This is a genomic window from Pseudomonas sp. NPDC077451, from assembly GCF_044543345.1.
GTDB lineage: Bacteria > Pseudomonadota > Gammaproteobacteria > Pseudomonadales > Pseudomonadaceae > Stutzerimonas.
On the sequence record NZ_JBITVX010000007.1, the window covers coordinates 125,534 to 143,909 of the forward strand.

General features: G+C 61.5%; 16 protein-coding genes and 3 pseudogenes. 10 read left to right on the forward strand and 9 right to left on the reverse strand.

What is annotated here, in order from left to right; translation table 11 throughout:
• Positions 1 to 108 precede the first annotated feature (108 nt).
• The 6 genes from ACIGHL_RS13255 to ACIGHL_RS13280 form a co-directional block, all read right to left on the reverse strand.
• On the reverse strand, positions 109 to 1,347 hold the full coding sequence (locus tag ACIGHL_RS13255; protein WP_128120260.1) for a heme biosynthesis HemY N-terminal domain-containing protein: 1,239 nt from the start codon (positions 1,345 to 1,347) through the stop codon (positions 109 to 111).
• Positions 1,344 to 2,621: a uroporphyrinogen-III C-methyltransferase gene (locus tag ACIGHL_RS13260; protein ID WP_216706990.1), complete on the reverse strand. Its 1,278-nt coding sequence runs from the start codon at positions 2,619 to 2,621 to the stop codon at positions 1,344 to 1,346. The genes ACIGHL_RS13255 and ACIGHL_RS13260 overlap by 4 nt, the downstream gene beginning before the upstream one ends.
• 16 nt (positions 2,622 to 2,637) lie before the next feature.
• Entirely contained in the window at positions 2,638 to 3,408 is a 771-nt protein-coding gene (locus tag ACIGHL_RS13265) for a uroporphyrinogen-III synthase (protein WP_128120258.1), read from the reverse strand.
• Positions 3,405 to 4,343: a hydroxymethylbilane synthase gene (hemC, locus tag ACIGHL_RS13270; protein WP_128120257.1), complete on the reverse strand. Its 939-nt coding sequence runs from the start codon at positions 4,341 to 4,343 to the stop codon at positions 3,405 to 3,407. Before hemC ends, ACIGHL_RS13265 begins: the two co-directional genes overlap by 4 nt.
• A 134-nt stretch (positions 4,344 to 4,477) precedes the next feature.
• Complete coding sequence (locus ACIGHL_RS13275) at positions 4,478 to 5,224, reverse strand: LytR/AlgR family response regulator transcription factor (RefSeq protein WP_045430882.1); 747 nt, start codon at positions 5,222 to 5,224, stop codon at positions 4,478 to 4,480.
• Complete coding sequence (locus ACIGHL_RS13280; protein WP_128120256.1) at positions 5,221 to 6,303, reverse strand: sensor histidine kinase; 1,083 nt, start codon at positions 6,301 to 6,303, stop codon at positions 5,221 to 5,223. The genes ACIGHL_RS13275 and ACIGHL_RS13280 overlap by 4 nt, the downstream gene beginning before the upstream one ends.
• A gap of 1,041 nt (positions 6,304 to 7,344) precedes the next feature.
• On the opposite strand from ACIGHL_RS13280, the pseudogene ACIGHL_RS13285 reads away from it, so the two are divergent.
• From ACIGHL_RS13285 to ACIGHL_RS13305, 5 genes and pseudogenes are all read left to right on the forward strand, one after another.
• Positions 7,345 to 7,647, forward strand: a pseudogene (locus ACIGHL_RS13285) (HAMP domain-containing protein); the annotation flags it as partial.
• 306 nt (positions 7,648 to 7,953) lie between these two features.
• A pseudogene (locus ACIGHL_RS13290) lies at positions 7,954 to 8,505 on the forward strand (methyl-accepting chemotaxis protein); the annotation flags it as partial.
• Between the two features lie 98 nt (positions 8,506 to 8,603).
• Positions 8,604 to 9,998: an argininosuccinate lyase gene (argH, locus tag ACIGHL_RS13295; protein WP_128120254.1), complete on the forward strand. Its 1,395-nt coding sequence runs from the start codon at positions 8,604 to 8,606 to the stop codon at positions 9,996 to 9,998.
• Positions 9,999 to 10,056: 58 nt separating this feature from the next.
• The gene (locus ACIGHL_RS13300; protein WP_128120253.1) at positions 10,057 to 10,539 is read left to right on the forward strand and encodes a GNAT family N-acetyltransferase; all 483 of its coding nucleotides are present in this window, start codon (positions 10,057 to 10,059) and stop codon (positions 10,537 to 10,539) included.
• Positions 10,540 to 10,610: 71 nt separating this feature from the next.
• A complete protein-coding gene (locus tag ACIGHL_RS13305; protein ID WP_128120252.1) occupies positions 10,611 to 11,138 on the forward strand; it encodes a hypothetical protein in 528 nt (175 codons plus the stop codon).
• On the opposite strand, the gene ACIGHL_RS13310 is transcribed toward ACIGHL_RS13305, so the two are convergent.
• On the reverse strand, positions 11,139 to 12,104 hold the full coding sequence (locus ACIGHL_RS13310) for a magnesium transporter CorA family protein (protein WP_216706991.1): 966 nt from the start codon (positions 12,102 to 12,104) through the stop codon (positions 11,139 to 11,141). It abuts the gene before it with no gap.
• A 155-nt stretch (positions 12,105 to 12,259) separates the two neighbouring features.
• Here ACIGHL_RS13310 and ACIGHL_RS13315 point away from each other — a divergent pair.
• From ACIGHL_RS13315 to ACIGHL_RS13325, 3 genes and pseudogenes are all read left to right on the forward strand, one after another.
• Positions 12,260 to 12,517 (forward strand): annotated as a pseudogene (locus ACIGHL_RS13315) (hypothetical protein); the annotation flags it as partial.
• A gap of 78 nt (positions 12,518 to 12,595) precedes the next feature.
• Positions 12,596 to 12,841: a TIGR02647 family protein gene (locus tag ACIGHL_RS13320; protein WP_128120251.1), complete on the forward strand. Its 246-nt coding sequence runs from the start codon at positions 12,596 to 12,598 to the stop codon at positions 12,839 to 12,841.
• A gap of 169 nt (positions 12,842 to 13,010) precedes the next feature.
• Positions 13,011 to 15,842, forward strand: a complete 2,832-nt coding sequence (locus ACIGHL_RS13325) for a class I adenylate cyclase (RefSeq protein WP_128120250.1) — start codon at positions 13,011 to 13,013, stop codon at positions 15,840 to 15,842.
• Positions 15,843 to 15,875: 33 nt separating this feature from the next.
• Here the strand turns inward: ACIGHL_RS13325 and rnk are convergent, their stop codons facing one another.
• Both rnk and cyaY read right to left on the reverse strand, forming a co-directional pair.
• On the reverse strand, positions 15,876 to 16,283 hold the full coding sequence (rnk, locus tag ACIGHL_RS13330) for a nucleoside diphosphate kinase regulator (RefSeq protein WP_128120249.1): 408 nt from the start codon (positions 16,281 to 16,283) through the stop codon (positions 15,876 to 15,878).
• 151 nt (positions 16,284 to 16,434) lie between these two features.
• Positions 16,435 to 16,767 carry an iron donor protein CyaY gene (gene cyaY / locus ACIGHL_RS13335; RefSeq protein ID WP_128120248.1) on the reverse strand — a complete coding sequence of 111 codons (333 nt, stop codon included), beginning with the start codon at positions 16,765 to 16,767 and terminating at the stop codon, positions 16,435 to 16,437.
• A gap of 200 nt (positions 16,768 to 16,967) precedes the next feature.
• On the opposite strand from cyaY, the gene lptM reads away from it, so the two are divergent.
• Together lptM and lysA are read left to right on the forward strand one after the other, a co-directional pair.
• Entirely contained in the window at positions 16,968 to 17,108 is a 141-nt protein-coding gene (gene lptM / locus ACIGHL_RS13340; protein WP_019341253.1) for an LPS translocon maturation chaperone LptM, read from the forward strand.
• A 10-nt stretch (positions 17,109 to 17,118) separates the two neighbouring features.
• The gene (gene lysA, locus ACIGHL_RS13345) at positions 17,119 to 18,366 is read left to right on the forward strand and encodes a diaminopimelate decarboxylase (protein ID WP_128120247.1); all 1,248 of its coding nucleotides are present in this window, start codon (positions 17,119 to 17,121) and stop codon (positions 18,364 to 18,366) included.
• The last annotated feature ends 10 nt before the right edge of the window (positions 18,367 to 18,376 follow it).

The window sequence follows — 18,376 nt, forward strand, 5'->3', positions numbered from 1 at the left end:
AGTTCGCTACGGTAGTGCGGCAGGCGGCGAGCTGCAAGCCATACGCAAATCGCCGCGGCGGCGCGGGACGGGCGTCACTACCCGGGCTGCCGCGCCGACTGCCAACCGCTAACTGCTGCTGGTGGTTTGTATCCGGTTGGCGCTGGATTGATCGAGGAGCCCCAACCCTTCTTGGAACAGCCGGTTGCTGCGCTCGTTGTCCCCTAGCTGGGCCAGCAACCGGGCCAGCTCGGCGCAGGTTTCCGGACGGTGTTCGAAGCGCAGGCTGGCCTCAAGATAATCGCGTGCCTTGCCCCAAAGCGCGTTGCGCATGCTCAGCCGGCCAAGCGCAAGCAGCAGCTCTGCATTCTCCGGATTAGCCTTGAGCCAGCCTTCAGCATTCGCCAGCTGACGCGCCGGGTCTTGACCGCGCACCCGGCCGTAGCGCTCGACCAAGCGATCATCGTACTGTCGCTTGAGCGCTGCGTAGAGCACCTCTTCGGCTTTAGCATCCGCCCCCAAGCGGGACAGACCGTCAGCGTAGGCTCGCACCAGCAGCGACTCACTGCGCAACCCCGACGGTACGGTTTGCCACTTCTGATTGAGGGCCTGCAACGCGTCCTCATTACTGGCTGCCGGGGCTTGACCACTTTGCTCAATCGCCGCTGTCCAAGCCAGCAATTCAAGCTCACTCAGGCGAGCCGGTGGCAACACGCGGTGCTTGCGCAGCTCGGGTAGCAAACTGCACAAAGCCGACCAGTCTTCGAGCTGAACGTACAGCTGCTGCAACAAGGTCAACACGTAGGGATGACGGGGATGGTCGCTGTGCAGCGCGTTGAGTGTTTCCCGCGCCTCGCCATATTGGCCCCTCGCAATTTGCAGCTGAGCGTGGGTCAGGCCAACCGCAAGGCCTGACTCGGGGTCGCGCTCCCTTGCTTTGCGGAGCAGCTCGTCGCTTTGCTCGTGCTCGCCCAGTTCATTGGCGGCACGTGCGGCGCCAAGGTAATGCACCAACGGCTGGTGGTCGTGCTCGGCAGCGGAGCGCAAATGACCCAAGGCTTGATTCCATTGTCCCTCGGCCAACTCGCGTAAACCGCTGCGTGATGCCTTGCTGACACGACGCTCACGGTGACGACGCGACCACGGATTGACCAGTGCGCCAGACGTGTGCAACAGACCGAGCAACCAGTGCACCACCATCGCCAACAACCAGAGGCATGCGATCAAACCAAGAAAGATCCAGAAGCTCGACTCGTAACGGAAGCGGTCATAGCTGATCAGGACATAGCCCGGGTCCTGTGCGATAGCCCAGCCGAGGAACCCGACAATCGCGATAAACAGGATCAGGACAAAGGCGAATCGCTTCATGCGCGCTGCCCCTCTTCCGCTGGCGGCTCATCGGAAGCTGGCTCATCGGCTGTCGGCTGGTCAGGTTCCGGGGTCGCTTTGTCTGTGGGCTGTGCTGGGCCGCTGTCAGCAGGCGACCCAGCGCTTTCGGACGACTCACGTTTCTGCACATAGGTCTGCAATGCGCGGAGCGCCGGTGAGAGGTCCGGCAGGCTGACCGACACTTGGCGCTTTTTCAGTTCTTCGATACGGTCGCGCAGCCCTCGGCTCTGACCGTTTTCCTCGCTGAAGTGATCCTTGATCAGCTGCCCCGCCTGATCCAACGATTGCCGGTAGACCTTTTCGTTGCCATTGAGCACGGCCCACTGCGCCTGCTCGATGGCCAGCGACAACGCCAACCGCACCTGCGCCAGGCTCTGACCGGCAAGCAGCGGCTTGGCGCTATTGCCAGCGTCGAAATCGATACGGACATAACGTGTCAGCTCATTTAGCCAACGCTGCCAGCCGCTATCGGCCTGGCCGCCTGCGGCGCCTTGACCCTCCTCGAATTCAGGAGCCAGGCCATTGAGCTGATTGGCCTGACCGCGCAACGCTCCAAGCTGGAGAAACAACCCGGTCCGGTCCAGCTCCGGCAGACTGCGCAACGCTTCAAGCCCTTCGAGCAATTGCTGTCGAGCGGCGTACGCCCCCGGATCATCCTGTTTACGCAAGATCAGATCCGCCTCGGCGAGCAGCGATTCGGCACTGTTCACGTCTTGCATCGCCGACAGACGCAACATCGCCATGCGCAACAGATGCTCGGCTTCAGCGAGGCGCCACTGCTCACGACTGGCCCCAAGAACCTGCTCGACACGCCCCGCCAGGCGCTGCTGATCGCTTTGCAGCTCTGTAAGCAAGCGGCGACGTTCCTCAAGCTGGTCGGCCGAGGGCAGTTGCTCGAGCTTGCCGAGGCGGCTGGCCAGTTGCTCGCTGCGCTCGCTCAACTGTCGGGTTTGTTCGCTCGTAGTCTGTGCCGACTGTTGCTGTTGCTGCTCCTGATCGGCCAGCTGCTGAGTCTGCCAGACGCTGTAGCCCCCTGCTGCCAGACCCGCCAAGCCGACCAGCAAGGCCAGACCGGCCAATCCTTTGCCGCCGCCACGCGCATCGGCGGTGGAACCGGCCGGCGTTTTCGGTGGTGGCGCCTTGGGCGCCTCTTTCGAATCCTTCTGCGGCTCTTTCTTCACAGGATTTTGAGCGGCGACGGAGTCGTTGCCCTTCGGTTGCTGAGGTGCCTTGTCGGAATCTACTTCGCTCACGTTTCCATCCTTTGCATCAGGAAGCGGGCCCGGGATTGTCCCGTAGCGCCGCCAGCAAAGCCGCGGTTCCAGCACCACGGCAGTCCACGATTCTTTTGGCGCCCAACGCCTCGGCCATCTCGGCCACACGAGGGCTGGGTACGAACAAGGGTAGTTCACGCAGCGTTGACCAATCGAATCCTGCCAACTCGCGTAACGACTGCAAACCCTGCCCACTGCTGACCACCATGGCATTCAGCCGTTCCGAACGAACCAGTTCGATCAACATGTTGCATGGGTAATCAGGCAGGTATCTCCGGTACAGCTCGAGGCTGTCGACCTGAACGCCACGGCAGCGAAGCGTATCGGCAAGATATTCACGCCCCCCCTCTCCGCGCAGAATGAGCGCTTTCGGAGCTGCCACCTCGAGCGTCTCGGCCAGTCGCGGCAGCGCCAGCAGCGCTTCGCTATCGTCGCCACTGGCGGGCCAGGACACATCCAGGCCGTATTCTTCAAGAATGGCGCCAGTCGCTGCGCCCACGCTGAACCAAACTGGCCCAGCAGGGGGCACTCTCCAATAACGACTGAGCCGCTCCAGGCCCAAACGGGCAGCCGGTTTGCTCACCACCACCACGGCAGCATAACGATCCAGCTCCAGCATGACCTCGCGCTGTTCGGGCGTTTCGTCGAGTGCCTCGATAGCGAGCAGGGGCAGGCTGGCACTGTGGATGCCCTGACCCGCCAAGATGGCCGCCAGGGCGGCGCATTCTTCTGCGGGCCGCGTCAGCAAGAGACGCCAGCCGTTCACGCCTTGCCGGCCTCACCATAAATATCCTGAAGGATCTTGCCAGCGCCTTGCTGCAACAATTCTTCTGCGATGCGCACACCAAGCGCTTCGGCTTCGGCATTGGGCGCACGGCCTTCAGCGCGTAGGAGCAAGGCACCATCGGGCTGACCGACGAGCCCACGCAACCAAAGCTGATCGCCTTCGAGTACGGCATAACAGGCGATCGGCACCTGACAGCCCCCATTGAGGTGGCGGTTCAGGGCACGCTCGGCGCTCACGCGAATGGCGGTATGGGGATCGTTCATGCATTGAAGCAGCTGATGCAGCTCGGTATCGCCGGTCCGGCACTCGATCCCGACCGCGCCCTGACCGCCCGCGGGCAGGCTGTCCTCGACACTGATGCTGGCGCGGATGCGGTCACCGAAACCAAGACGGATCAGGCCGGCCGCCGCCAGGATGATTGCGTCGTACTCACCTGCGTCAAGCTTGGCCAGGCGAGTGTTGACGTTACCGCGCAGGAACTGGATCTTCAGATCGGGGCGGCGCGCCAGCAGCTGCGCCTGGCGCCGGAGACTGGAGGTGCCTACGATCGCGCCGGCAGGCAACGCATCAAAATTCTCATAGTGATTGGAGACGAACGCATCGCGCGGGTCTTCCCGCTCACAGATGCAATACAGGCCGAGCCCCTCGGGGAATTCCATGGGCACGTCCTTCATGGAGTGCACGGCGATATCCGCTTCGTTCTCCATCAGGGCTGTTTCCAGCTCTTTGACGAAAAGACCCTTGCCGCCGATCTTTGCCAGCGGTGCATCGAGCAGCTTGTCGCCCCGACTCACCATCGGCACCAGGCTCACCGTCACATGCGGATGAGCGGCTTCCAGGCGCGCCTTGACGTATTCGGCCTGCCACAGGGCCAGGGCACTCTTGCGGGTGGCGATGCGAATTTCGCGGGACATGAACAATTCCAGACAGATGAACTGCCGGCGATGATAACAGGCCAGGAACAGCGATCGGGTTGGCGGGGATCAAGGAAAGCCGTCCGGGGACGGTTGAGCTGGAACGGGCGCCGGTCCTTAGCGCCAGGCTCGAATCAGAGGTTTTGCATCAGCTTGCGAACACCGGCGACATGGCGGCGGCTTACGGTAAGCGGCTCGCCCTCAAGCCCCTTGAGAAACAGCTGGAAATGTCCAAGTGGGGTGCGCTGCAATCGCTCGATACGGTCGCGATAGACCAGCGCATTGCGGTGAATGCGGACGAAACGCTCGCCGAACTCATCTTCGAGCGCCTTCAACGGCTCATCTAGCAGAACCTCGCCGCCCTCATGGCGCAGGGTGACGTATTTGTGGTCAGCGATGAAATAGATCACCTGAGGTAAGGGGATCAGTTCGATGCCTTTGCGGGTCCGTGCGCTGATATGGCTGCGCGGGCCAGTGCCACTCACCGCCGCAGGACGCGTCAGCGCCGCGAGTTGCACACGATTGGGCCGCTCGGCTTTCTTCAATGCTTCGGCGAGGTGTTCGGGCCGTACCGGCTTGACCAGATAACCGACCGCGCTCACCTGGAAGGCGTCCAGCGCAAACTCGTCGTGGGCGGTGCAAAAGATCACCGCAGGGGGAGCGTCGCGCTCGCACAGCTTGGCTGCAACCTGGAGGCCATCAAGCCCCGGCATACGGATATCCAGCAACACAACATCGGGACGCAGTTCCTCGATCAGGGACAGCGCCTCTTCGCCATTGGAGGCGGAAGGTTCCAGGACACGATAGCCGTCAAGGTCACCTACCAGTCGGCTGAGGCGCTCGCGGGCTAGAGGTTCGTCATCGACAATCAGCACATTCATACAGTTCTGGCTTCCTGCTTTTGTGTCGCACACGGATAGCGTAGACAGGTGTAGTAACGGGCATTACGCCGCTCCACGCTGAGACTCGCCGCGGGACCGAAAAGTGCCGTTAGTCGTGCGTCTATATTGAGCAGCGCTTGCTGAGTCCCTCTAGATGGCAGCTTTGGAGCCGTCTCATCAAAGGGGTTACTCACCTGCAAATGGAACACGCCATCAGCATAGTACGCCGCCACGCTGACCACCCCGCCCTCGATTCTTGGCTGAATTCCGTGGATAAGCGCGTTCTCCAGAAGCGGCTGCAGGGTCAGCTGGGGAATCGGCAAATCATCCGGCACGGTATCGACCTGCCATTCAACTTTCAGCCGCTCGCCGAGCCGGTACTGCTCGATTGAAAGGTATCGGCGTGACAATTCCAGCTCTTCGCGCCAAGGCACCAGGGTGCCGGGGCGCGCCAGGCTGGCACGGAACAGATCGGACAGGTCGAGCACCGCTTGCTCGGCCTTGGCTGGATCGGTGACCACCAGGCTCGCGATGCTGTTCAAGCTGTTGAACAGAAAATGCGGTCGGATGCGCGCCTGCAAAGACTCGATGCGAGCGCGAAGCTCGGCCTGCTCTTGCCGCCGCCATTGGCTCTGCAGATAGAAATAGCGCAGCAGCAGGCCGGACATGATCAGGCTGATCAATGCATGGCGCAGATACAGATTCACCTCGCCGACGCGCGTCAGCGGACCGCCAAGCTGATAGATATCGGCAACCGCCGTGCACGCCAGCGTCAGCCCGACCACCATCGCACAGCAAGCAAGCCCTGCCAGCCAAGCCGGCAATCGCGCCAGCAGCGGTCGCAGCTGACAAGTCAAACCGGCCGACAGCAACATCACCCACTGCACGAACAACGACGCCAGCGCCAGGCGCATCCAATTGAAACCTGGCTGCATCGGCTCGGCGAGCACCAGCACGAGCACCATCAACTCGGCGAGCAGCACCAGGCCGAGCAACGCGTCGGGCTGGCAGAGCTCAGGCACGAAGAAGTCATCGACAGGGGCCGCCGGCCGCGTTCGATCGAGTTTATGTGTTCGCATGAATTGAGTTTCCGCGCCGCAGGAGCGCAAAGCAAGGCGAGCCCGGCAAGGCGGCCACTGCCGTTGCGCAGAGGGAGCTGAGTCTATCGACTTGGAACGTTGCAATGATGACGAACGGTCGCCAGTTCCACGCCTCGGCAGTCATGAATGCGGCTGTATCGGCCGATACAAGGTGTTCTACGAACGACTCGTTTTGGCGCATGATGGCGCAATGCTTGCATCCCATCATCGACCCACCAATTGCTACCGCTGCCCCAGGAGTATTGAACCGTGCTGCTGCTTTCCTCTCTGCGTAGCCGCTTGCTACGCCCGGTATTCCTGACGCTGTGCGGCGCCGTTCTGGTGCAAGTACTGGTTGCTCTCGCATTGACCCGGGGCACCATCGACGGGCTCGAACAAGACATCGAGCAAAGCCTGGGCGAAGATTCGGCGCGCCTGCTGCAAGCGCTGCGCTCGGCAGATGCCGAAGTCAGGGGCGGGCTTACCAACCTGGCCGAACGCATGACCAGCGATCTATCCCAGGGACTGACGCAGCAATTGACCGAAGAGCAGAATCAGCTGAAAGACGTGCTTGAGCGTCACCTCAAGCAGTCTGGAGACGACCTCGCCACACTGCTTGCCGGCGTTGCGCCAGCTGCGATCTGGGACAACGACGTACCGGCGCTGACCGAGTTCGTCAGAATGGCTCACCGCAACCCGGCGGTGGTCTTCGTCGTTTATTTCGATGCCAATGGCAACCAGCTCACCCGTCACTTGAACCGCCAGGACCCCCGAGTCAAAGCACTGCTGGGCAAGGGCACCGGACGCACCGCGTTCGACAAGGTACTGTCCGCGGCCGAGATCGACCCAACGCTCTATCTCGCCAAGACATCGATCAACCCCAAGGGGGCGGACATCGGCCAGGTGATCCTCGGCTTCTCCACCTCAGCGGTGAGCACGGAACTGGCGGCGTTCGACAGCCGTTTCCAGACACTGGTCGCCAGCGGAGCGAAGCTGGTGGAAGCCGGTCTCGCAACCACCGCCAGCGACAGCGCAAAAATCATGGCGTCTGGCCTGGCCGCGGCGACGGAGGTGGCACAAAGCATCGAGTCCAATAGCCAGAAGGCAGTGGAGCGCTCCGCGTCGGCGCTGCTTTGGAAAATCAGCGTTGGCCTTGCTGTCATCGGAACACTGCTCCTGCTCGCCGTCACGCTGGTGCTCGGCCGCCAGGTACTGCGCCGGCTGGGCCTGCTCAGCACCGCGCTGCGCGACCTTTCGGCCGGCCACGGCGACCTCACCCAGCGCGTGAAGATTCACAGCGCAGACGAGGTGGGCGAGATGGCTGACGCGGTCAATCTGTTCCTGGCCAAGCTCCAGCCGATCGTCCAGGAAGCACGCGCTATCGCCGTACAGACCGGGGCGGAAATCGACACACTGGGCAACCGCAGCCGCTCCGCTGCAGCCGCTGCCGAGCGCCAACGTGACGAGGTCGCCCGAAGCCTGCAGGCGTTGGCCGACATGACCCAGCACGCGCAGAATGAAAGCCGCGCCATGCAGACTGCACTTGATCAGGTTGCCTCGATTCGCAAGGCTGCGGTAGATAACGAGGCGATTTCCGAGCAGGTGGGCCGTACGATCGAAGCGCTTGGCAGTGGCGTACAGACAAGCGCCTCGGTGATCGAAAAACTGGCCAAGCAGAGCGAACAGATCGAGGTGGTACTGACCGTGATTAAGGGCATCGCCGAGCAAACGAATCTGCTTGCGCTGAACGCTGCCATCGAAGCCGCTCGCGCCGGGGAGAGTGGTCGTGGATTCGCTGTGGTGGCCGATGAAGTGCGAGCGCTCGCCAGCAAGACTCAGCAGTCCACCGGCGATATCCAGACGCATATCGAAAGCCTACAACAGGGTGCACGTGACGCCGTCTTGGCGATCAACACGGCTGGCAAGCAAGCCGAAAGCGGCGCGGCCTCACTAGGCAGTAGCCGCGAGCTACAGCGCGCCTTGCAGACTGCCGTCGAGCAAGTGCACCAGGTTGTAAGGGAGGCAACCAAAGGCGCAGAACACCAAGCCAGCACCGCAACGGCCGTGCGCGAGCGGGTCGAAGTCATCTTGACCGAAGCCGAACGATCCGCCGACGCGGTGACTGCAACCGCGGCCAGCGGTAAGGAACTGGGCGTGCTTGCGCAGAGGCTCGAAGCCAGTCTCGGCCAGTTCAAGGCCTGATAGAGCCGCTCGCTGCGGAGCGCCAGCACGGAAGCCGCGCGTAACCCTGTTATTATTCGGGCCCTCCAATTTGCCCATCCGATTCAGCGAGCGCATTCATGAGCACCGACAAGACCAACCAGTCCTGGGGCGGCCGATTCAGCGAGCCCGTCGACGCCTTCGTCGCCCGATTCACCGCCTCCGTCGAGTTCGACAAGCGCCTCTACCGCCACGACATCATGGGCTCGATCGCCCACGCGACGATGCTGGCCAAGGCCGGCGTGCTGACCGATGCCGAACGCGACCAGATCATCGCCAATCTGAAAGAAATCCAGAGCGAAATCGAAGCCGGCACCTTTGACTGGCGCGTCGATCTCGAAGACGTGCACATGAACATCGAAGCGCGCCTGACCGACCGTATCGGCGTCACCGGCAAGAAGCTGCACACCGGCCGCTCGCGCAACGACCAGGTCGCCACCGACATCCGCCTGTGGCTGCGCGATGAAATCGACCTGATCCTCGGCGAAATCACACGACTGCAAGAGGGCCTGCTGGGCCTGGCCGAAGCAGAAGCGGACACCATCATGCCCGGCTTCACGCACCTGCAGACCGCGCAGCCGGTGACCTTCGGCCATCACCTGTTGGCCTGGTTCGAGATGCTGTCGCGCGACTACGAGCGGCTGGTTGATTGCCGCAAGCGCACCAATCGCATGCCGCTGGGTTCGGCAGCACTGGCCGGCACCACCTATCCAATTCAGCGCGAAATCACCTGCGAACTGCTGGGTTTCGAGGCGATCTCCGGCAATTCGCTGGATGGCGTCTCTGATCGCGACTTCGCCATCGAATTTTGCGCCGCCGCCTCGGTGGCGATGATGCACCTGTCGCGCTTCTCTGAAGAGCTGGTGCTCTGGACCAGCGCACAGTTCCAGTTCATCGACCTGCCGGACCGCTTCTGCACCGGTTCCTCGATCATGCCGCAGAAGAAGAATCCGGACGTGCCCGAGCTGGTGCGCGGCAAGACCGGCCGGGTATTCGGCGCGCTCGCCGGTTTGCTGGTGCTGATGAAGGGCCAGCCACTGGCCTACAACAAGGACAATCAGGAAGACAAGGAACCGTTGTTCGACGCCGCCGACACCCTGCGCGACTCGCTGCGCGCCTTTGCCGATATGGTTCCGGCGATCAAGCCCAAGCGCGAAATCATGCGTGAAGCCGCACTGCGTGGTTTCTCCACAGCAACCGATCTGGCCGACTACTTGGTGCGCAAGGGCCTGCCCTTCCGTGATTGCCACGAGATCGTTGGCCATGCGGTGAAGTACGGACTGGAGAGTGGCAAGGACCTGGCTGAAATGAGCCTCGCCGAGCTGCGCCAATTCAGCGACCAGATCGGTGAGGACGTCTTCGCCGTGCTGACTCTGGAAGGGTCGGTGAACGCCCGCGACCACATCGGCGGTACGGCACCCAGGCAGGTTCGCGCAGCCGTTCAGCGCGGCCGTGAATTGCTGGTCACTCGCTGAGCCAAGTCACCTGGGCAGGCGCGAGGCGGCTCGTGCCTGTCAGACCGGAGAGTTTTTCATGTCGTTGAACATTCGCCCCGCCAGCCGCGATGATGCCGCGCTGATCCTGCGCTTCGTCACCGAGCTGGCAATCTATGAGCGCGCCGAGCAGGAAGTGAAAACCGATGTCGCGGGCATCGAGTCCAGCCTGTTCGCCGAAGATGCCAGTGCCAGTGCGCTGATCTGCGAGCGCGACGGCCAGCCGATCGGCTATGCGGTGTATTTCTTCAATTACTCGACATGGCTTGGCCGCAATGGCCTTTATCTCGAAGATCTTTACGTCACACCCGAGGCCCGGGGCACCGGTGCAGGCAAGGCGTTGCACCAATACCTGGCGCGTTTGGCAGTGTCGCGTGGTTGCGGGCGCTTCGAGTGGTCGGTGTTGGACTGGAACGAACCGGCCATTCAGTTTTACGAATCACTGGGTGCGCGTCCCCAGGATGAATGGACCACCTATCGCCTGACCGGTGAAGCGCTACAGGCGTTGGCGGAGCAGGCCTGAGATTGACACGAGCGGGAACTCAACCGGTCGGATGGCGCCAAACGCCTTGACGCCCGAGATTGCTCCCTCTTATGCCCGACCTCAAAACGTTGCTGCTCAATCAGGACACCCAAGGTGCCGAAGTATTCGACTCACCTAAGGAGCGCCTGAACTTCTATCGCTCGGAAATCCACTTCGAGTCGACGCTGCTGGCCAGCCGCACCAGCGGCTACCTGTCTTCGCAGTCGTTTCTGATGATCGCCTTCGCCTCGTCCATGGCCAACACTAATCCCGACTGGGGAAGCCTGTTCAGGCTGGTGGTGCCGAGCGTCCTGGCGCTGCTTGGGCTGCTCACTTCGCTGCATGCAATCCCCGGCATTCGCGCGAGCTTCGACGTGATCGAGCGCTGGCATCGCAAGCAAGCCGAGCTGCTGCAGACCGAAGGCAATGTCGGCCTGCTGCCCAACCACGATTCCGCTCTGTTCGGTGAAGGCAATAGCCCGCCGGGAGGGAAGCGCTACAAACGTACACTGCTGTTCTCGCTGCGCACGCCCATCATTTTTGGCGCCGTATGGGCGCTATTGGGCGCGTTCTGCATCGTTCTGTATTTCTTCGGCTGATCAAAGCCAGTCGCGGAACTTGAACCAGGCGTAGGGGATGATGGCTGAAATCACCATCATCCCAAGGGCCATCGGATAGCCAAACGACCAACTGAGCTCGGGCATGCTCTCGAAGTTCATGCCATATACCGTGCCCACCAGCGTTGGCGGCAGGAACAGTACCGCCGCAATGGAAAACACCTTGATGATGGCGTTCTGTTCGATATTGATCAGGCCCAGCGTGGCGTCGAGCAGAAAAGCGATATCGCCCAACAGCCTCGCCTGATGCTCCCCAAGCGAACGCACGTCACGCTCCAGCGCCTTCAGCAGGCCCTTGGCGGCACCCTGCCTGGGCTCGTTAGCATGCAGGCGATAAAACGCCAACAGACGGGTTGAGCTGAACAAGCTTTCGCCCAGCTGCGACAGGAGCGAACGGTGCTGCCCAAGCTGCTGGATGATCTGCTGCAGGTCCGTGCGCTGCTCCTTTCGCACGTCGAAGATGCACCTGGATAAAGCCTGGAGCTCGACCTGAACGCTTTCCAGCACGTCGGCAATGCGATCAACCACAGCGTCCGCCAGGGCGAGAAAGATCTGATGACTGGAGGAATAGGTCGACGGCTGCCGAGAACTCTTCGTCTCGAACTGCCGGAACGCACTGAGCTCGGTATAGCGTACGGTCACCAGGCAACGCTTAGTCAGGACAAAGGTGACTTCGGCGTTTTCCGGCCGCCGATCGGCGATCCCCATCACCACCGTTGTGGTCATGAAGATGGCGCCATCCTCATCGTAGAAGCGCGACGAGTCTTCAATTTCGGCGAGTTCTTCGCGGGTCGGAATGTCCAGTCCCAACGACGATTCGATAAAACGCTCTTCCTGCGAATCAGGCGACAGCAGATCGGCCCACAGCATATTGTCAGGGAGCGTCTGCAGATTTTCGGCAACGCGCCGCACCAGCGCGCCGTTTTCAAGACAGTGAAAGATGATCATTGCTGTAGTCGTGTTCTCGATAAGTCATAGTAAGAGTAGAAACCGACCCAAGCGAAGCGTTCAGCCGGCCTTTCCGCCTGAAGCCAGCTTGCCGGTAGTCACCTCAACACGCTATCGAGAACTTCCCTGACGAGAGTTGCGACATGAACGATGCCACGTCCGATGATGATGAAACCTTTGCCGAGGAAACGCTGATCCAGGCAATCGAAAACCAGCTTGAAGCCGGTGAACCCGCCGCTGCCCAGGCTACGCTGAACAAACTGACACTGGTCGGCTACGAGCGCGACGAGATCCTCAAGCTGATGGCGCTCGTGCTCGCCAGGGAGATCCGGCAGATGCTCGAGCAGGACCGCCCGTTCGATATCGAAGGGTACGAAACGCAGCTGCGCAACCTACCCGACCTAGCCGAATAGTCTTAGACGGCGGCAGGCGCGCATGTAGCATCTACACTTCCGCAAACAGGGCCAACGCCCATCATCCGAGGAGCAGACATGTCCTACACCCCAGAAGTGGTAGCCGAGCTGGAAATTCTTCGCCTGTTCAACCTCGACAACTCACTCGAAGGCCTGAAAGTCCACCACGACGCCGGCGACACGGCGATCGCTGCCGCCCAGCGCCTGCATAGCAAAGGTCTGACAACCCTACCCGACGGCGGCTACCTGACAAGCCTTGGGCGCGATGCCGCGGAGCACGCCCAAGTGTTGCTGACAATCCTCTCGGAGACCGTTCCGGCTTAAGCGTGAAGAGACCAACCATAGCCGAGCACGCATTTGCCGGTAGAGCACGGTACAGGCGCTCGGCTATACCAGCCGCTTACAGCTGCGGCTTAAGCTTCCCCGTGCTAGTTTTCGCCTTTCGCCTCGATCAACATGTCGGACAACATCGTTTGCCTGAACGAATCGCCTCATGACGCGCGCCCAGGAAATCCGTCCAATCCTCGAAGAGGGAATCGATCGCAAGGTGCTTACCGCGCTTCGTGCTCGCTTTCTTTCATTGAATACCGCGCGCCTGGAACGTACACGCCTGGCCATGTCGTCCCGCCAACAAGCCGTGCTCACGCTGTTGCCGCTGCTATTCCATGTAAACCATCCGATGCTGCCCGGATACGTTTCCAGTCTCACGCCAGCGGGACTGGCGGGCTTCGAGCCTGACGCCGAGACATTGGCCGAAGCCCAGCGCTTGAGCCGGTCGTTCAGCTACAAGCCTTTGCGCGGTAAGCCGCCGCAACCCATTCTCGGCCTGTTTCTGATGGGCAGTCTTGGCACTGTGGCGCAGGACGACCAAAGCGATCTGGACGTCTGGGTTTGCCATGATCCCCATCTTTCGGCAGGGCAACTCAGCGAACTGCAGCGCAAGTGCGAGCTCCTCCAGGGATGGGCAGCAACGCAAGGCAGCGAGGCGCATTTTTTTCTGGTCGACCCGCTCCGCTTCACTCAGGGCGAGCGCGAAGCCAAGCTGACCTCCGATGATTGCGGAACCACCCAACATTACCTGCTGCTCGACGAGTTCTACCGGACGGCGATCTGGCTGGGTGGGCGTACCCCAATATGGTGGCTCGTGCCTGATTATGAAGAGCACCGCTACCATGACTACGTGCGCACCTTGCTGGACAAGCGCTTCGTGCGCAGCGACGAGGTATTGGATCTCGGCAGTCTCGCCAGTATCCCGCCCGGCGAGTATCTCGGCGCGGGCCTCTGGCAGCTGTACAAGGCCATCGAGTCGCCCTACAAGTCGCTGTTCAAGCTACTGCTGGTTGAGGTGTACGCCAGCGAACACCCGCAGGTGCGCTGTCTGAGCCTCGATTTCAAACAGGCGGTATATGCCAATCGACTCGACCTGGACGACCTCGATCCTTACATAGTCGCCTACCGCAGAATCGAGCATTACCTCGCCAGCCGAGGCGATCAGGAACGCCTGGCGTTGCTGCGTCGATGTCTTTACCTGAAGGTCAACAAGCCCCTCAGTCAGCCGCCCAGCGGCCGCAGCAAAAGCTGGAAAAGGCGTTTGATCGAACGACTGACGGCGGAGTGGCAATGGGATCATCGACAATTTGCTCAACTCGACGCACGCAGCCAGTGGAAAGTGCGGCGGGTTGTGGAGGAACGTCGAGCGTTGGTCAACGAACTGACCTACGGCTACCGATTCCTCAGTGAGTTTGCGCGACGCCTGCAGATCACCAGCAGTATCAACGGGCGGGATTTCGGCGTACTTGGCAGGCGCCTGCATGCTGCGATCGAACGCAAGGCGGGCAAGGTCGAGGCCATTAACCTGGGCATCGCGCCCGACCTTGCCGAGCATAGCCTGACCCTCATCCAGGGCTATGACGCTGCAGATGACGTCTACTGGGCGCTCTACGAGGGCAACCTGAATGCTCAGCAGCTCAGTAACTTTTCCCCGCTGAAGCGCTCCCGAGAGCTGGTTCCGCTGCTGGCCTGGTGCCATAGAAACGGCATTATCGATACGGCCACGCATGTCGCCCTGCACCCCGGGGACAGTGGCCTGACCGAAGCCGAGCTGTTCGCACTACTGACCGATATCCGCCAGGCATTCCCGATGCCGCCCGCGGCGCTCGCAGACGAAGCGCTGCTGATCGCGGCCAGTCCCGTGAAGGTCCTGCTGCTGATAAACGTCGGGCTTGATCCATTGAATCCTCAGCAACCACTGTCGTTCGACGAGCTAACCGAATCGCTGCGACATGCCGTTACGCGAGACAACCTGGTGCTCAGCATCGATCAACTGACGCTGAACAGCTGGAGCGAACTGATCGCGACGCGCTATGAAGGCACATCCCCGTTGCCGGACTGCCTGCGTGACTTCTTGCAGGAACTACCCGTTCGTGGCGAGCGGCCGGACCTGCAGATACGCTGCTTCAGTCGAAACGCCGGCATGGCTCTCGCGCGGCGTATCAACACTGTCTTTACCGATGCCCAGGCGCTGTTGGACGAGCCAGGAGAAAGCCGCTATCTGCTGCAGGTTCGCCAGCACTACCACCTGCTCGATCTGGTGAGCGGGAATGTCCGGCATACCACATTGAGTGACATGCCTGCCCTGCTGGAACATCTTGGCGAGGCTCACCACAGCGTACGGCCCATTCGCGTGGAACGACACGCACTCGAAGGAACCGACCTGCCGTTGATTCTTGGACAAGCCAGGGCGGACTGCCTGCAAGTCTTCTATCGCGTTCAGGGAAGCCTGGCGGAAATAACCGTACTGGATGAATTCAACGCGCTCTGGCGCCAGCAACAGCCCTATCGAGACGAGCAGAGCCTGCTGACACCGTTGCTGCGGTTTTTGCAGTCGGTGAGTTACCGGCGCAACACCCAGCTTCCATTCGAGGAGAGCCGGTTGGCAGCAATGGATATCCTGTTCTACCGGCTCATGGCACCTGCAGCGGGCCAGACAGTGAACATCGAGCGGAGACCGCCGCCACGGGAAAACATCGGCGATCCTTACTATGACGTGCAGGCAATCGTCGAACACAGCGAACGAGGCCGCTCACGGGTGACCCTGTACTGCAATCATCAAGAGTTTTCGAGCCTGGAATATGGCGCAGAGCTGTTCGCCGCAGTCGCGCATTTCATTCTTGCGCAGCGACGCGGCGCCGAGCGCTACCCCTGTTATATAACCGACCTCGACATGTCCGGCCTGCACGGCACTGGCCGCGCCCAAACTGTTCAGCACCTGCGCTACAAAGCGCACCTGGAGGCGGCGCTCAACCAGGCGCTGAAGTCACTCTGAGCAGGAGTGCGAACGCGCTTCCTTCCAAACTTCTCAGAGATTGACGTCGCCCGCCGCTTCCGGCTGATATTCGACAGCCAGCAGGGTCAGCTTGAGCACCTTGCCGCTGGGCGTCGGCCAATCAATGTGCTGCCCCACCGTCATGCCTAACAGCGCTGTGCCTACCGGTGCCAGGACCGAGACAGTACCCTCCTTGCCGGCATCCTGAGGAAACACCAATGTCAGATGGTAATCCTTGCCGACACCCTCCTCGCGACAATGGACGCGGGAGTTCATAGACACCACGCCAGCGGGCAGCTCGCTGCGCTCGACCACCTGGGCGCGGGACAACTCTTCCTCGAGTGCCTCGGCGGCCGGACCGTAGTCAGCCAGGCCGTCAAGCAAACGCTCGAGCCGCTGGAGATCGGGTTGAGTGATGATGATGGGCGGTGCGCTGGTCATGGGTGCGGGTAAGCTCCTGGAAAATTAAACAGACAAAAAAACAAAACCCCGCCCGAAGGCGGGGTTATTTAACCTGCAACCGACCCTATCACAGCTCATTAAATAAGCAAGGGTGCCGGAATCATGGCTTGGGCCTGCCGCCCGCCACCCTTTACAGGTCTTCGAATTCCAGCGCCTCGCCGCCCTGCTCCTGAGTAACCCGGGACAAAAGCTCACCGAGACGCTCATCGTTGGCATCGCAGATCCACAACGAGCTGGACTCGTCGTAGTCGAAATGAAAACCACCGGAACGCGCCGCCACCCACAATTGGCGCAGCGGGGGCTGACGGCTGAAAATCAACTGGGTGCCATTCTCGAAACGCACGGTCAGCACGCCACCGGAATTCTCCAGGTCGACGTCCATTCCGCTGTGATCGAACACGTCCTCGATTTCCTCCTGCGCAGCGTCAACAAGATCGTGAAAGCGGGCTTCGCTCAGGCTCATGAATCGATTTCCTCGGTACGGGTTGCATGGCGGCAACGGGGCCGCCGACGATGCTGGCGAGCTTAGCAGGCCACCGCCGCGTCTAGCGAGCGGCTGTCCGGGCAGACGTTCAAGGTGGGACCGGCGAGCGCGGCCACATAGGCAATCCGACGGGTGCTGGGTATACTCCGGCCCATCGATTTTTCTAGGATTGCACCCCAATGAAGCGTCTGCTGCTTCCACTCATCGCACTGGCGGTTCTCGCTTCCGCGCTAACCGGCTGCGGCCAGAAAGGCCCGCTCTACCTTCCGGACGACGAGGCAACTGCCAAAGAACGTTCCAAAGACCGATTCGAACTGTAAGGAGGCAATCATGGAGGCCTTCTCGTACCGCGACGGTCAGCTCTTCGCGGAGGGCGTGGCGTTGCCCGCTCTCGCGCAACGCTTCGGCACCCCCACCTACGTCTATTCTCGGGCTCACATCGAGGCGCAGTACCGCGCCTATGCCGACGCGCTGCAAGGCATGCCGCATCTGGTCTGTTTTGCGGTCAAAGCAAACTCCAACCTTGGCGTGCTCAACGTACTGGCCCGCCTGGGCGCCGGCTTCGACATCGTTTCGCGTGGCGAACTGGAGCGCGTACTGGCGGCCGGTGGTCAGCCTGACCGCATCGTGTTCTCGGGCGTAGGCAAGACCCGCGACGACATGCGCCGCGCGCTGGAAGTCGGTGTGCACTGCTTCAACGTCGAGTCCACCGAGGAGCTCGAACGGCTGCAGCAGGTTGCCGCCGAGCTGGGCGCAGTGGCACCGGTTTCGCTACGGGTCAATCCGGACGTCGATGCCGGAACCCACCCGTACATCTCCACGGGCCTCAAGGAAAACAAGTTCGGCATCGCCATTGCCGACGCCGAGGAGGTCTATGCCCGCGCTCACGAGCTGGGCAACTTGGAAGTTGTTGGCGTCGATTGCCACATCGGCTCGCAGCTCACCACGCTGCCGCCGTTCCTTGATGCACTCGACCGTTTGCTCGCCTTGATCGACCGCCTCGCTGTGCGCGGCATCCGAATCAAACATCTGGATCTGGGCGGCGGGCTGGGCGTGCGCTATCGCGAGGAGCAGCCCCCGCTGGCCGGCGACTACATCCAGGCCGTGCGCAAGCGCATCGACGGACGCGACTTGGCGCTGGTGTTCGAACCCGGCCGCTCGATCGTCGCCAACGCCGGCCTGCTGCTGACCCGTGTTGAATACCTCAAGCACACCGAGCACAAGGATTTCGCCATCGTCGATGCGGCGATGAACGACCTGATCCGCCCGGCGTTGTACCAAGCCTGGATGGATGTCGTACCGGTGCAGCCGCGCGAGGGCGAGGCGCGTCACTACGACATCGTCGGCCCGATCTGCGAAACCGGAGACTTTCTCGCCAAGGAGCGCCCGCTGGTGCTGGCTGAAGGTGACCTGTTGGCGGTCCGTTCCGCCGGTGCCTATGGTTTCGTCATGAGCTCGAACTACAACACCCGCGGCCGCGCAGCCGAGGTGCTGGTTGACGGCGACGAAGCCTACGAAGTGCGCCGCCGCGAAAGCGTGCAGGAGCTCTATGCCGGCGAAAGCCTGCTGCCTGCCTGAGGCCACGACG